This is a genomic window from Pedobacter sp. ASV1-7 (assembly GCF_040203335.1).
GTDB lineage: Bacteria > Bacteroidota > Bacteroidia > Sphingobacteriales > Sphingobacteriaceae > Pedobacter.
This window is the reverse complement of the sequence record NZ_JBEHBV010000010.1, coordinates 39,148-51,700: the sequence shown is the minus strand read 5'-3', so window position 1 is coordinate 51,700 and position 12,553 is coordinate 39,148. Positions and strand designations below refer to the sequence as shown.

Annotated in this window: 15 protein-coding genes and 1 tRNA gene; 11 read left to right on the top strand and 5 right to left on the bottom strand. The window is 37.8% G+C overall.

Features of this window, described 5'->3' with window-relative positions; genetic code table 11:
• Window positions 1-31: 31 nt before the first annotated feature.
• Both ABDJ41_RS20035 and ABDJ41_RS20030 read left to right on the top strand, forming a co-directional pair.
• The gene (locus ABDJ41_RS20035; protein WP_349787897.1) at window positions 32-901 is read left to right on the top strand and encodes a hypothetical protein; all 870 of its coding nucleotides are present in this window, start codon (window positions 32-34) and stop codon (window positions 899-901) included.
• Window positions 902-994: 93 nt separating this feature from the next.
• On the top strand, window positions 995-1,600 hold the full coding sequence (locus ABDJ41_RS20030) for a PEP/pyruvate-binding domain-containing protein (RefSeq protein WP_349787896.1): 606 nt from the start codon (window positions 995-997) through the stop codon (window positions 1,598-1,600).
• Between the two features lie 7 nt (window positions 1,601-1,607).
• Here ABDJ41_RS20030 and ABDJ41_RS20025 read toward each other — a convergent pair whose 3' ends face one another.
• Together ABDJ41_RS20025 and ABDJ41_RS20020 are read right to left on the bottom strand one after the other, a co-directional pair.
• Entirely contained in the window at window positions 1,608-2,981 is a 1,374-nt protein-coding gene (locus ABDJ41_RS20025) for an NAD-dependent succinate-semialdehyde dehydrogenase (protein WP_349787895.1), read from the bottom strand.
• A gap of 11 nt (window positions 2,982-2,992) precedes the next feature.
• A complete protein-coding gene (locus ABDJ41_RS20020; RefSeq protein ID WP_349787894.1) occupies window positions 2,993-3,538 on the bottom strand; it encodes an SRPBCC family protein in 546 nt (181 codons plus the stop codon).
• A 153-nt stretch (window positions 3,539-3,691) separates the two neighbouring features.
• Here ABDJ41_RS20020 and ABDJ41_RS20015 point away from each other — a divergent pair, with 153 nt between their 5' ends.
• Window positions 3,692-4,663, top strand: coding sequence for an LCP family protein (locus ABDJ41_RS20015; RefSeq protein WP_349787893.1), 972 nt, complete (start codon window positions 3,692-3,694; stop codon window positions 4,661-4,663).
• 29 nt (window positions 4,664-4,692) lie between these two features.
• On the opposite strand, the gene ABDJ41_RS20010 is transcribed toward ABDJ41_RS20015, so the two are convergent.
• Window positions 4,693-5,676 (bottom strand): c-type cytochrome, encoded by a 984-nt coding sequence (locus ABDJ41_RS20010; protein WP_349787892.1) that lies wholly within the window; start codon window positions 5,674-5,676, stop codon window positions 4,693-4,695.
• A 261-nt stretch (window positions 5,677-5,937) separates the two neighbouring features.
• Here ABDJ41_RS20010 and ABDJ41_RS20005 point away from each other — a divergent pair, with 261 nt between their 5' ends.
• From ABDJ41_RS20005 to ABDJ41_RS19990, 4 genes are all read left to right on the top strand, one after another.
• Window positions 5,938-6,228 carry an Rdx family protein gene (locus ABDJ41_RS20005; protein WP_349787891.1) on the top strand — a complete coding sequence of 97 codons (291 nt, stop codon included), beginning with the start codon at window positions 5,938-5,940 and terminating at the stop codon, window positions 6,226-6,228.
• 499 nt (window positions 6,229-6,727) lie between these two features.
• Window positions 6,728-7,021: a DUF6266 family protein gene (locus ABDJ41_RS20000; RefSeq protein ID WP_349787890.1), complete on the top strand. Its 294-nt coding sequence runs from the start codon at window positions 6,728-6,730 to the stop codon at window positions 7,019-7,021.
• A 195-nt stretch (window positions 7,022-7,216) separates the two neighbouring features.
• Window positions 7,217-7,289, top strand: a tRNA-Lys gene (locus ABDJ41_RS19995).
• A 246-nt stretch (window positions 7,290-7,535) separates the two neighbouring features.
• Window positions 7,536-8,756: a site-specific integrase gene (locus ABDJ41_RS19990; protein ID WP_349787889.1), complete on the top strand. Its 1,221-nt coding sequence runs from the start codon at window positions 7,536-7,538 to the stop codon at window positions 8,754-8,756.
• 84 nt (window positions 8,757-8,840) lie between these two features.
• Here ABDJ41_RS19990 and ABDJ41_RS19985 read toward each other — a convergent pair whose 3' ends face one another.
• Entirely contained in the window at window positions 8,841-9,152 is a 312-nt protein-coding gene (locus ABDJ41_RS19985; RefSeq protein WP_349787888.1) for a hypothetical protein, read from the bottom strand.
• A 1-nt stretch (window position 9,153) separates the two neighbouring features.
• Window positions 9,154-9,414 carry a helix-turn-helix domain-containing protein gene (locus ABDJ41_RS19980; RefSeq protein WP_349787887.1) on the bottom strand — a complete coding sequence of 87 codons (261 nt, stop codon included), beginning with the start codon at window positions 9,412-9,414 and terminating at the stop codon, window positions 9,154-9,156.
• 454 nt (window positions 9,415-9,868) lie between these two features.
• Between ABDJ41_RS19980 and ABDJ41_RS19975 the strand changes: the two genes are divergently transcribed.
• From ABDJ41_RS19975 to ABDJ41_RS19960, 4 genes are all read left to right on the top strand, one after another.
• The gene (locus tag ABDJ41_RS19975) at window positions 9,869-10,339 is read left to right on the top strand and encodes a JAB domain-containing protein (protein ID WP_349787886.1); all 471 of its coding nucleotides are present in this window, start codon (window positions 9,869-9,871) and stop codon (window positions 10,337-10,339) included.
• 147 nt (window positions 10,340-10,486) lie between these two features.
• The gene (locus tag ABDJ41_RS19970) at window positions 10,487-10,711 is read left to right on the top strand and encodes a hypothetical protein (protein ID WP_349787885.1); all 225 of its coding nucleotides are present in this window, start codon (window positions 10,487-10,489) and stop codon (window positions 10,709-10,711) included.
• 168 nt (window positions 10,712-10,879) lie between these two features.
• Window positions 10,880-11,287 carry a plasmid mobilization relaxosome protein MobC gene (gene mobC, locus ABDJ41_RS19965; RefSeq protein WP_349787884.1) on the top strand — a complete coding sequence of 136 codons (408 nt, stop codon included), beginning with the start codon at window positions 10,880-10,882 and terminating at the stop codon, window positions 11,285-11,287.
• Window positions 11,272-12,549 (top strand): relaxase/mobilization nuclease domain-containing protein, encoded by a 1,278-nt coding sequence (locus ABDJ41_RS19960; protein ID WP_349787883.1) that lies wholly within the window; start codon window positions 11,272-11,274, stop codon window positions 12,547-12,549. Before mobC ends, ABDJ41_RS19960 begins: the two co-directional genes overlap by 16 nt.
• The last annotated feature ends 4 nt before the right edge of the window (window positions 12,550-12,553 follow it).

Here is a 12,553-nt window from a genome sequence, read left to right as displayed (position 1 = left end):
GAGATCTGCTGTGATTTAAGGCGGAGGAAGAATGTCAATCTTTCTCCGCCTTTTTGTCGTCTGCAAAAGATTTGTAGCGCAGGAATATAAGCTTTACCTTTGCGGCTTCTTAAAAAAATACAGTCTGAATAATAATATAAATTTTGAAAATTCTGCGTTCTGGTCCTTTGGTGAATCTATCGAAATCAATGAACTTGTCAGTGGTTTAAGTTTCTCAATCAATAATGAGTTGCATCCTCTATGTAGGTTAGCAGCAACGGAATTACAACATCATCTGCAGCATCAACAGGATTGGGAGCATAATTTCGGATTGTTAGCTGAAGCTGAAGGAGTGGTTATAGGAAAGATGTTTGGTGTATTAGTTGTTCGTACTAAAGAAGGTAAAATTGGTTATCTGGCTGCATTTTCAGGAAAACTGGCAGGTAAAAATCATCTTCCTAAATTTGTCCCACCCATTTTTGACGGTTTGGAGGTAGGAGGTTTTCTAAATACAGGAATGGAGGAGTTAAGTCGGATGAGTGAAGAAATCAGAAGTCTGGAAACACTGGAAAATGAAAGTCTTAATCTGCAAATTCAACACTTAAAACTATTTAGGAAGAATCATTCAAATGCGTTACAGGATCGTATATTCGAGCAATATCATTTTTTAAATCGTGCTGGGGTTTCAAAAGGTCTGATGCAGGTTTTTGAACATACTGTAGCCGGAAAACCATCAGCTGGAGCAGGAGAGTGTGCAGCCCCTAAATTATTGCAATATGCTTTTAATAACGGGATGGAGCCTCTGGCCTTGGCAGAGTTCTGGTGGGGCTTATCTCCTAAATCAGCACACTGGAAGCATGGCGAATTTTATCCACCATGTCGCGAAAAATGCCAGCCGATTTTAGCACATATGTTATCCTAATAGTTTCGTTCTCTTTACATAACTAACTATTATCAGCCTTTAATATGATATAAATCATTATTTTTTTGTGCCCTATCTTCTAAATTTGAAAAGATGGATTATATTAAAATATATAATGAGATTGGCGCTAAAGATATCGCTGAAGTAGGTGCAAAAAATGTATCATTATGTGAGATGTACGCAAATTTAAGCCCGAAAGGAATTGCAGTTCCCAGAGGATTTGTAGTTACAGCCTCTGCATACAGACATTTTCTGCATTATAATGAACTGACCTGGCCACTTTCATTGCTAATGAAAGATTTAGATAGAATAAATTACCATAATTTAACAGATATTGGCAGACAAGCAAGGGCACTTATTTTGTCTGGTCGTTTAGCGAATGATATTGGTATGGCCATTATTGCCAGTTATGAATCCGTATTTAATCATACAGGATTAGGAGTTGCTGTACGGAGTACTGCAATAGCTGAAGACGCTCCGGAGGCAGACTTTGCAGGGCTTCATGATTCGTACCTGAATATTAAAGGAAATTACGCGCTACTTCATGCTATAAAGCAATGTTACGCTTCACTTTATAGTGATCGGGCTATTCGTTACAGGGAGGATAAAGGATACGATCATAATAAGATCTTTTTATCAGCGGGAATTCAGGAAATGGTTCCCGCTGATATTGATAATTCTTTTGAATTTACAGAATAAGGGTAACTTATTTAACGTATACCGTTTTGATATTAACAAACTCCTGAATTCCGAATGGACCTAATTCACGACCATATCCAGATTGATTGATGCCACCAAATGGCAATCTGGGGTCAGATTTAACCAGTGCGTTTACAAAGGCGGAACCAGCCTGCAATTTTGTTCTGGCAATTTCCTCACCTAATGTTACGTTTTTGGTGAAAATTGCAGCGCCTAAGCCAAAATTTGTATCATTAGCCAGTTTAATTGCATGTTCATTGTCTTTAGCTGTCAAAATAGCTGCAACAGGACCAAACATTTCCTCATTGTAAGCAGGCATTCCAGCTTTTATACCAGTAAGTATTGTGGGTTCATAATAAGCATGTTTACCTTTGAATTTTGGAATCTGACCTCCCAAAATACATTTAGCTCCCAATTCAATATTTTTCAATACCTGCTGATGAAGTTCATCCCTCAGATCTTCCCTTGCCATGGGGCCAAGGTTTGTATCCTTTTCTAAAGGATCACCAGTTTTTCGCTGTTTCATTTTTTCTACAAAAAGAGTTGTAAATTTCTTTTCAACTTCTTTAACAACAATGAACCTTTTTGCAGAGATACAGCTTTGTCCGTTGTTGATCAGTCTGCTGCTTGCACAAATTTCAGCTGCTACTTCCAGATCAGCATCGGCCAAAACCACATAAGCATCACTACCTCCAAGTTCTAACACGGTTTTCTTAAGTAGTCCGCCAGCCTGGGAGGCAACTTTAATTCCAGCTTCAGTACTTCCAGTTAGGGTAACTGCTTTAATTAAAGGATTTTCAATTACTTTAGATACAGCCTTACTACCGATCATTAATGTTTGAAAAACATGATCAGGGAAACCAGCATTTTTGACGAGTTTTTCAATTGCAAGTGCACAACCAGGAACATTAGAAGCATGTTTGAGTACACCACAATTACCAGCCATTAAAGCAGGAGCAAGGAATCTGAATACCTGCCAAAATGGAAAATTCCATGGCATGATAGCTAATACTACACCGATGGGCTGGAAACTTACATAACTTTTTTGAGCCTCAGTTTTGATCAGCTGATCTTTTAAAAAGCCCTGAGCTTCCGCTGCATAATATTTGCAAACTGATGCACATTTTTCAACTTCTGCAATACCCTCTTTAATTGGCTTTCCCATTTCGTAAGCCATTAATTGCGCTAAGCTCTCTTTCTCTTTATCAAGCTGATCAGCTAGTTTTATCAATAATGCAGATCTGTTTGAAAAATCATTATTTCGCCAACTGAGCCAAGCTTTATGAGTTTGAGATACTTTGCGCATAACTGCATCTGGAGTATCTTCCCTATAAGATTTGATGACTTTCCCATTAGCTGGATTAATGGATTGTATGCTCATGTTTATATTATTTATTTCTGACTTTCCATAATTGTTTTTAAGCTGTTCAATCCATCTTGTAGACTTTTGCCCAGCATATTCTCCATATTCATAAAAAGGAGCATGATATTCATTGGATAAGCCATTCTACCATTAAAACCCCATTTTACTTTAGTTTGCCCATTCCCCGTATCTTCAGTAGTCATATAAGCTTCATCCTTTGCTTCAAAAGGCTCCATAAACCTCAATTGCATATCAATTCGTTCGCCATCCTTTATATTGGTGATTTCCTGTTCGCCTTTGCCGACATTCTTATTTTCACTATTCCAGGCGTATATAAAGCCAACGGTACCGTCAGTACCCGTATAAGTCTTTTTAGATGCAGGGTCAATTTTATTCCAGACGCTATAGTTGTCCTGGTTTTTAACATACTTAATGTATTCAAATACTTCAGATTTAGGCTTATTAATGGTGACTTGACGCTCTACAGCATAATCTTTTTTAAGAAATAATGCTATAATCAATGCTAGAATTACAATCCCAACAAATGCTAATAATAGTCCTTTTAAAAATTTCATGATGATTTGATTTAGTTTGTTTTTCAGTTTTTCTTTTATATAAATATCATCAAAATTCATCTCAATATTCAAATTCATCTTACACTTAAAAAAGTGCGGCAGGGATGTTGCATAATGTATCGTATATATTGAATAAAATTTAAGATTATAACGATGAAAAAATTAACGGTATTTATATTTTTAATGGTTGCAGCATTTAATGGTTTTGCACAAGAAACATCTAATGGTTATGCAGAAACCAAACCTGTAGCTGTGCAATTAAACAGGACTCCAGCGGCGTTGGGTATCTCTCAAAAAACGATGGATAGGTTGAAAACCATAACAAATCCCCCTACAAATCTTGCATTGTTTGCGGTAGATAGGCGTCAGGATGGTGATAAAGCCAATTCTGATGTGATCATGATTATTTCATTAGACCAACAAAGTGGGAAAATAAAAATGTCTTCAATCATGAGAGATACTTATGTAGATATTGAGGGACACGGAAAAGATAAAATAAATGCCGCATATTCACTTGGAGGGCCACAACTTGCTATAAAAACCATCAATCAGAACTTTGATATGGATATTAAAGATTATGTGAATGTTGATTTTTACAGTGCTGCAAAGATTGTAGATGCATTGGGTGGAGTAGAGGTAAATGTAAAACAAGCTGAACTTGAATTCCTGAATAACTACCTTAATGAGCTGGCTATATATGATAAAATACCAGCTATACACGTAAAAAATGCTGGTCTTCAAAATTTAAGTGGTCGCCAAACTGTTGCTTATACCAGGATTAGAGCGGTAGGTAATGGTGATTGGGAACGTACAGAGAGACAAAGGTCTGTATTGGTAGCTTTATTTAATAAAATGAAAAATGCCGGCCCGGAAAAGTTTCCGGTATTAGCTTCACAAGTATTACCAAATTTAGAAACCAGTATGGCTAGTTTTACTTTAATGAGCTTTGCTGGAGCAATTTTGAACGCTAAAAATAAAGAGATAGATCAGGCAAGATTTCCACTTGATGGGCAAAGTGCGGGTAAAAAAATCAACAACATCTGGTACCTTACTACGGATGTAAAAGTCACTACGAATTCAATTCATAATTTTATTTATAAAAATATTAAGCCTGTCTCTAAATAGAAACAGGCTTAATTAAAATGCCTGGTTGGTTATTTTTTAGGAACAAACCTGGTTACCTGGTGGCTGATAGGTTTGATGGTTTTAAGGTAAGCGAACATTGCTCCTAAATCACTTTCTGTCATACCTCCATACATGGTCCATGGCATCGGTGTCTGGAACTGATTATTGGTTTTTGTACTGTCAACGTCAACGTTACCAGGTTGTGCATGGCTTTTAAATTTACTGATGAACTGTTCTGAAGTCCAGTTTCCGATACCTGTAGTTTTATCAGCTGTAATATTCATAGAATATACAGTTCCTGAAGGCATCATGAAGTCCCTGCCACCTGCAAATTCCATCCCTTTCACATTGTTGCCTTTATCCTGTTTCGTATGACAATCAACACAAGCTGCTGCATTAACCAGATAGCCACCATATTTTAAAGTATCAGAAGGCAAAGGCTTTGTTTGCAATGAAGCAGGAGCAGGAATGGTATTAACTATGAAATTCAGAGGTACATTTAGTTTACGTTCAGGAATCTCAGAAGATTGTTCAGGCAATGTACGGATATAGGCTATAATATCATATATATCTTCTTTATCCATTTTACCATATGCCGGATAAGGCATCAGATTGATCAGAGCCTTTCCATCTTTTGTCACACCAGTTGTAATCAAGCGGAAAAGTTCGCCATCAGTCCAGTTTTTTAAATTGAACGGAGTAATGTTAGATGAATACACTGTGCCGGGAAATCCAATCGTTTCATCGAACTTTTCACCACCTTTACCTAAAGAACCAGGGATAGGAGGTCCGGAAAATATAGTCCAATCTCGTTGAGAGTGACAATCTATACAAAGTGTAACATGATTAGCCAGGTATTTACCACGTTCGATGCGTTCTGCAGTTGCTTCGATTTTAAGATCAGGGGCATCACCAACACTAGGTAAGGCGAATTTTACATAGCTTAAAGCTGAGCCTATCACGATGAATAACACCAGGGCTATGTAGATAAGAGCTTTTTGAAATTTTTTCATTTTTCTTTGAGTTAGAGAATGCTAATAATCAAAAATAACAATTTATTTAAAGGAAAGAATTTTATTTTTATTGTATTTTTAAAAACGCCGTTTTTGTACATCTGATTGAACTTTTTTATAATATTTATTTTTTTGATCTCAAAAATAATCTAGTGTAATTGTCTGTGATACAGTTTGTCATGTTGGATTTTTTCTCCAGGATTTAAATTGAATAGGGTTGATATTCCCCAGGTATTGAGATAATGTTTAGTTTTGAGTATTATGAAAGCTTTAAAACCAACTGTTTGTATTGAATACTGTCCGAAATGCGGCTGGATGCTAAGAGCAGCCTATATGGCACAAGAGCTGTTAAGTACTTTTACTGATGAAATCGGAGGTGTAATGTTGAAACCCGCAGAAGTAGGGGGAGCCTATATCATTAGTATTGATGGAGCAATTGTTTTTGATCGCAAGGAGGAGGGGAGATTTCCTGAAATAAAAGAATTAAAACAATTGGTTCGTGATGTAGTTAGTCCTGATAAGAGCCTTGGACATTCTGATAAGACGGTTTAATTAAATTTTAAAAATAATAATTATAAATTATTTGGAATAAGCTCGTTCTGTGCTTATATTGTTGATAATCAGCTTTTTTTACAGTGTTATTTTGAGTCAGGTATTCATAGTTAGTGGATGCCAGGTTAGGCGTGACTTAAAGTTAATTAATGTAGTTTAAGTAAAGTGCAGATGAGGGATATTATCTGTTTAAGCTCAAATTCTATAGGGAACACACAGGGAAAAAACAGGGGTCCAACAGGGACTTAACAGGGACAAATGCCTATTTAATCCGTGTAGAATTCTTGTTTAATACTTATTAAATTATATTTACCTATTGTTAATGGTAAGAAAGTTCTGAGAGGTGTTATTATTTACTTTAAAACTTAAATTATGGCAATTATTAAAAACGGAATTTTAGGTGGTTTTCAGGGAAAAGTAGGAACAGTAGTAGGGTATAGGCTAGATGATCAGGATATTATTCGTAGCGTAGGCGAAGGGCGTACTGCTCTATGGTGATATGGATCTAGCAGAAACCGCATCTGTGGTATCAGAGGATACTAATACGGTTACATTTAATTGGTCTGGCGGGAAACGTGAGCATGATGATCGTGCAATGTTCATGTTATATGATATTGATGGATGTGAAGCCGAATTTGATACTGCAGCAGTAAAACGACAATTTGAAACTGGAGTATTTAAATTACAGAAAAATTTTTCTGGTAAAACAGTACACGCTTACCTGGCTTTCGTATCTGAAGATAGAAAAAGAAGAAGTAATAGTCAATATTTAGGCTTGGTAACGGTTCTTTAAATTAACTTTATGGTTGTTTAACGCTCCTTTTAGCATAAAATAGTTGCGATTTAAGGAGCGATTGTAAATAATGTGGCTTAATATCAGTGTACTACGGTATTTGTTAATTAATTGTTTGGACAATATATATTCTAACCCTATATTTGCACCACTCAAAAGGGAAACACTTAGGGTAATAGTTCAACAAGAATTATTGATTCCGTAGCTCAGCTGGTAGAGCATTACACTTTTAATGTAGTGGTCCTGGGTTCGAATCCCAGCGGGATCACAGAGGATAGTAACAAAACGTATAAAAGCTTGCAAATCAAATGATTGCAAGCTTTTTGCATTTAGTGCAGACCCCAAAATATTCAAAAGATCGCAAAAAATAGGTGAGCGATTCGGTGAGTAATTTGAGGTTCCGATTTACTCACCGAATGATACATAACTATTTGTTATTCAAGTAGTTCAAAATATGAACGACTTGATGCGTAAAGACTGCAAGGCTAACTTTGTTAACCTTAAATCTTTGATTATGAAAACCAATTTCAGTCTGCTCTTCTACATGAAGAAACAAAAAAACTACCTTTCTGGTAGTGCACCTATCTATTTAAGAATTACCGTGGCAGGTAAACGCTCTGAGATTGCAACAGGTAGGGTATGCGAGCCAAAACAATGGAGCTCAAGAACTGGACGATTGAGGGGGACTAAGGAAGGTGTTAAAAGTTTTAATGCTTATCTGGATAATCTACAAGCAATGGTATACCAGGCACATAAATTATTAAGCCTAGCAGGAGTGGCGATTACAGCGCAAAGCATCAAAAATAAATTTGCAGGTAAGCAAGAGCAAGCGCATACTTTATTGGAGGCGGTTAAGGATCATAATGCGAAGATGAAAGCTTTGGTTGGTATCGAATATGCAATAGGAACACTAAAGCGATTTGAGGTATTGGAAAGACATCTTAAGGCGTTTATGCAGGAGAAATACAAGATTGCAGATATCAGTCTCAAAAAAATAGATCACGCCTTTATCAGCGATTTTGAGTTTTATCTGAGGACCGAGAACAGTTGTGCGAACAATACAGCGATCCGATACCTTAAAAACTTTGGGAAGATCATCCGCATCTGTATCAGCTTAAAATGGATGGATGCAGACCCAATGTTAGGCTATAAGCTCAAATCTAAGCCTGTAGAGCGCCCATTTCTAACCGAAGATGAATTGCAGCGCATAGCTGAAAAACAATTCAGTTCCCAAAGGCTTTTACAGGTAAGGGATGTGTTTCTGTTTTGCTGTTTTACGGGGCTTGCTTATGCAGATGTGCAGAAACTAAAACTATCAGATATCAGCAAAGGTATTGATGGCAACAGGTGGATCTTTACCCACAGAAAGAAAACGGGTACCCGTTCTGCTATCCCTTTGTTACCGACTGCTACAATGATTTTAGACCGATATCGTGAAAATGCATATTGCATCAACCAAAATAAGGCAATGCCGGTTGCCAGCAATCAAAAAATGAACGAATATTTGAAAGAGATCGCTATTCTATGTGATATCAGTAAACCACTTAGTTCACATGTGGCCCGGCATACCTTTGCTACCACTGTTACCTTATTAAATGGTGTGCCAATAGAAACTGTATCAAAAATGATGGGTCATACCAGTATCAGAACTACGCAGATCTATGCCAAGATACTGGATATTAAAGTTAGTGAGGATATGGCTTTATTGAGAGATAAATTCCAACAGGCGATATAAAACCCAAATGAAGCGTCTGAAGATTTAGTATTTCAGACGCTTGATTTGGCAACCAAGGCAAACATGAACTCAATTGTTTTCTGTTTAAATAATCAACTTAACTGTGCTGCATCTTTGAGGATGCCAGGATGGTTTGTATTCAATATAGCCGTAAGTTGTTAACTCGTTAATATTCTTGTGATAGGTAGCTATTGATTTGATACGTGAAAACCGCATGAGTTTAGGTCGGCTTACCTGAAATGGTGTTTCTGGCGCCTGGCTATTGCAAAAGTAAAACAAGGCCATAAAGAGACTGATATGGGTAGGTAATAGTCGTTCATCAAGTGCCATACGTTGAAAATAATGGGTTAAAGTATGCTTCTGTATATTCAGGTAATCCATGTTGTAAGGTCTCATATTATTCTCCTTTCATCATTTTCTCAATTTCTTGTTTGTTGTAGTACATACTACCTCCAATCTTTTTGAAGGGGAGTGTCCCACTGACTCTCAGGTTTTGTAAAGTGCCAGGTGATATATTTAGCATCTTTCTCACTTCTATACTTCTTAGCCATTCAGTCGTTTGTGTAGGCTTGTTGTCTATAATAAGGCTTCTCATTTCCCGTATAAACTCTGTTTTGAATTGTTGCAATTCCTCCATTGTCACGATGTCTATTTTCATAATTAGTGTGTTCCTTTCCTTGTTCTGGTTGATAATTTTTAAATGCTATTTTGTATGTTTTTTTAGATATGATATCTAAAACCTGCTTATTGCTAATTTTATATTGATATAAATTAGTGTTAAAGTTTACTTAGGCAAATAATGGATAATGTTTTTGCGTTGATCTCTACTAGTGATAAATTTATATAACTAATGACGAAGGAAACAGCTGATTTTTGGTAGGGGCGATGAATAATGGTGACAAAACATGCGTTGTAGCTGGTAATGGAGTGGGCCTGCTATCTATTAATTCTACACCAATTTAGCCAGCTGCTTTCGGGGCGCAGAAATTGTTCGGCATAAACGCTCCTGTGGTATTTGCCCGCTTTCCCATTTATTCCGCTGCAATCCCTGCTTGCTCAGCAGCTGTCTGGACCCAGCGCATAATTAATCAAATTTTCAATTAAAAATTAAGATGATGAAAGCGCAAATTCAAAATTCCTTGTTCATGGTATCCGAAATCAAAGTATCCTATATGCCTAAATTTAAAGCCAGTGAAAGACCCCGGATCTGCAGATCTAAAGATGCCTATGAGATTCTGTATAACAACTGGGATTTAGGCAGGATTGAAATGACTGAACAATTCTTTATTCTCCTTTTAAATCGGGCCAACAATGTGATCGGTATGACAGAAGTTTCAAGAGGAGGCTTTGCCGGAACTCTAGTGGATCCCAAAGTGATTTTTTCAATTGCCTTAAAATGCGCAGCATCAAGCCTGGTATTGGCGCATAATCATCCAAGTTCAAATATTAAACCAAGTCAGGCTGATCTGATCATTACCCGTAGATTGGTTGAAGCAGGAAAAATTCTTGATCTGGAAATAATGGATCACATCATATTATCTAAAGACAAATATTTCTCCTTCGGAGATGAAGGGCTTTTATAGCCCTCTTTTAAGTCCTTTTCTTTCCAATTGGAAATGGATGGTGCTTAATATATTGAGCAAAATGGTCTCGCTCGTATAATTATTTATCTCTACTAGTGACCAACCCATTTTCTCCCTTTCCACCTTTGGCTATCAATTCATATAGCCATGAACAAAACCATAAAACTGAAAGCGCAACTAGAGGAAACAAGATTGCCATCAAGGAAAACCAAAGACCCGAATCTGAAGGGCAGAAAATATAAAGGAAGTCCTTACCTGAAACTAAAGAAAGTCAAGGCCGAACCACGTATCAAAATCCGGCAACTCCTAAGGAGCTTCGTACCCCTGGAACAGTTCAAGCCACCTCGGATATCTGAACAAACCGTCCGGTAAATAATAGCCAATCCATTCACCATAGTTCAATCACCAACAAGCGTTTAAAAGCACTCTTGTAAGGAGCTTATTGTAGCCCGCGTGGTCTAAGCAAAGATATATTTTCGTCCACGAAAACCTTTTTACAGGCTGCGGAACTTGCCTCTTTTATTTCAATATAAACCGATTATGCCCAGAAAGAAATCAACCCATCCTGAAGCCATATTAACTCATTTTGTCAGAACCAGGGTAACTGAAAAAGTCTACCTCAGGTTAGATAAGATCAGCCGGAATAGTGACTGTCATTCTGTGGGTGGGGTTGCGAGAAAGATCCTGAGCCAGGAGAGGATTACCCTCTTTTATAAGGACATTACAATGAATGCAACTATGGAAGAGCTGGCATTAATTCGCAAAGAATTAAGAGCAATTGGTGTCAACATCAACCAGATCACGCGCAGTTTCAACCAGGACAAGTCTGAAACCAAGCGCAGTTTCTATGCGATAAAAGCAGCGGATCAGTATCAAAGGATTGATGTTAAGGTGGACGAACTGTTAATCATCATTTCCAAACTTGCGAACAAATGGTTGCAAGAATAATTCCGGGCAAGACCATTAGGGGGGCATTGCATTACAATGAGAACAAAGTTAACGAGGGAGAAGCCAGTTTAATTATGGCCAGTGGTTTTGCGGGGGAGATTGAGCAGATGAATTTTAACCAGAAACTGAATCGCTTTAAACACCTGTTGGAATTGAGGCCGGACGTGGGTACTAACACTTTGCACATTTCCCTGAACTTCCATTCCAGTGAGCAGCTGGATAATTTTACATTACAGCAGATCGCGAACCGTTATATGGAAAGGATTGGTTACGGGGATCAACCTTTCCTGGTTTACCGTCACGATGATGCTGCGCACATGCATGTGCATATTGTGACTACAAATATCACCGCCCAGGGGAAACGGATAGACTTGCACAACAATGCCCTTCAGTCAGAATTGGCCAGAAAAGAAATTGAGACGGAATTTAACCTGGTGAAGGCTGAATCAACGAAAATCCAAAAGGAAGCTGGGATCAAAAAACTGGAACCTGGAAAAGTTAAATATGGTAAAATGCCGACCAAAAGAGCCATCAGCAATATTCTGACAGCAGTAACCCGGGATTATAAGTTTACTTCTCTGGCTGAATTTAATGCCATTCTGAAGTGTTTCAATGTGGTGGCTTTACGTGGCGGGGAAGATACGCCGATGTATAAGCATAAAGGATTAATGTTTTCCATGCTGGATGAAAAAGGTGTGCCCATAGGGGTTCCAGTAAAGGCGAGTGCTTTTTATGTTAGGCCGACGCTGAAAAACCTGGAGAAGCTTTTTGCCAGAAATGTAGAAAAGAGAAAACAGTATAAGGCTGGTCTGAAACAGCGGATCGAGCAGGTGTTAAGTCTACCGGGTAAAATGTCTAGGTCTCAGTTTGAGCAGGAAATGAAAAAGCAAGGTGTTGAGGTGGCTTTTCGTCAGAATGCACAGGGTTTTATTTTCGGGGTCACTTTTGTAGATCATCATAGCCAGACTGTATTTAATGGCAGTGATCTGGGTAAGGCTTATACCGCGAAGGCAATATCGGATCGGTTTAGAGCTGCGAGTCTGAAGACTGTTCAGGAGAATAAACCATCAATAAGACCTAAAGTAAAACCAAGTACTGATATCCGGCAATCACTAAAAGATGATGTACGCCCTGAAGGAAAGACCAATTTTTTAGAGGCACTATTAGCCAAAACGCAGCCTGAATATGGTACGGGTATGCCGCGTAGAAGAAAAAAGCGGAAAAAACGTCGTCCGCAAATGAATCAGGAATTGACATTATAACCAT

Excerpts from the sequence above, each read along its gene's own strand:
- ABDJ41_RS20010 (WP_349787892.1), bottom strand. The coding sequence starts at position 5,676 with ATGAAAAAATTTCAAAAAGCTCTTATCTACATAGCCCTGGTGTTATTC.
- ABDJ41_RS20000 (WP_349787890.1), top strand. The coding sequence starts at position 6,728 with ATGGATCTAGCAGAAACCGCATCTGTGGTATCAGAGGATACTAATACG.
- ABDJ41_RS19980 (WP_349787887.1), bottom strand. The coding sequence starts at position 9,414 with ATGAAAATAGACATCGTGACAATGGAGGAATTGCAACAATTCAAAACA.
- ABDJ41_RS20005 (WP_349787891.1), top strand. The coding sequence starts at position 5,938 with ATGAAAGCTTTAAAACCAACTGTTTGTATTGAATACTGTCCGAAATGC.
- ABDJ41_RS19985 (WP_349787888.1), bottom strand. The coding sequence starts at position 9,152 with ATGAGACCTTACAACATGGATTACCTGAATATACAGAAGCATACTTTA.
- ABDJ41_RS19960 (WP_349787883.1), top strand. The coding sequence starts at position 11,272 with ATGGTTGCAAGAATAATTCCGGGCAAGACCATTAGGGGGGCATTGCAT.
- ABDJ41_RS20025 (WP_349787895.1), bottom strand. The coding sequence starts at position 2,981 with ATGAGCATACAATCCATTAATCCAGCTAATGGGAAAGTCATCAAATCT.
- ABDJ41_RS19990 (WP_349787889.1), top strand. The coding sequence starts at position 7,536 with ATGAAAACCAATTTCAGTCTGCTCTTCTACATGAAGAAACAAAAAAAC.
- ABDJ41_RS20030 (WP_349787896.1), top strand. The coding sequence starts at position 995 with ATGGATTATATTAAAATATATAATGAGATTGGCGCTAAAGATATCGCT.
- mobC (WP_349787884.1), top strand. The coding sequence starts at position 10,880 with ATGCCCAGAAAGAAATCAACCCATCCTGAAGCCATATTAACTCATTTT.
- ABDJ41_RS19970 (WP_349787885.1), top strand. The coding sequence starts at position 10,487 with ATGAACAAAACCATAAAACTGAAAGCGCAACTAGAGGAAACAAGATTG.
- ABDJ41_RS20020 (WP_349787894.1), bottom strand. The coding sequence starts at position 3,538 with ATGAAATTTTTAAAAGGACTATTATTAGCATTTGTTGGGATTGTAATT.
- ABDJ41_RS20035 (WP_349787897.1), top strand. The coding sequence starts at position 32 with ATGTCAATCTTTCTCCGCCTTTTTGTCGTCTGCAAAAGATTTGTAGCG.
- ABDJ41_RS19975 (WP_349787886.1), top strand. The coding sequence starts at position 9,869 with ATGATGAAAGCGCAAATTCAAAATTCCTTGTTCATGGTATCCGAAATC.
- ABDJ41_RS20015 (WP_349787893.1), top strand. The coding sequence starts at position 3,692 with ATGAAAAAATTAACGGTATTTATATTTTTAATGGTTGCAGCATTTAAT.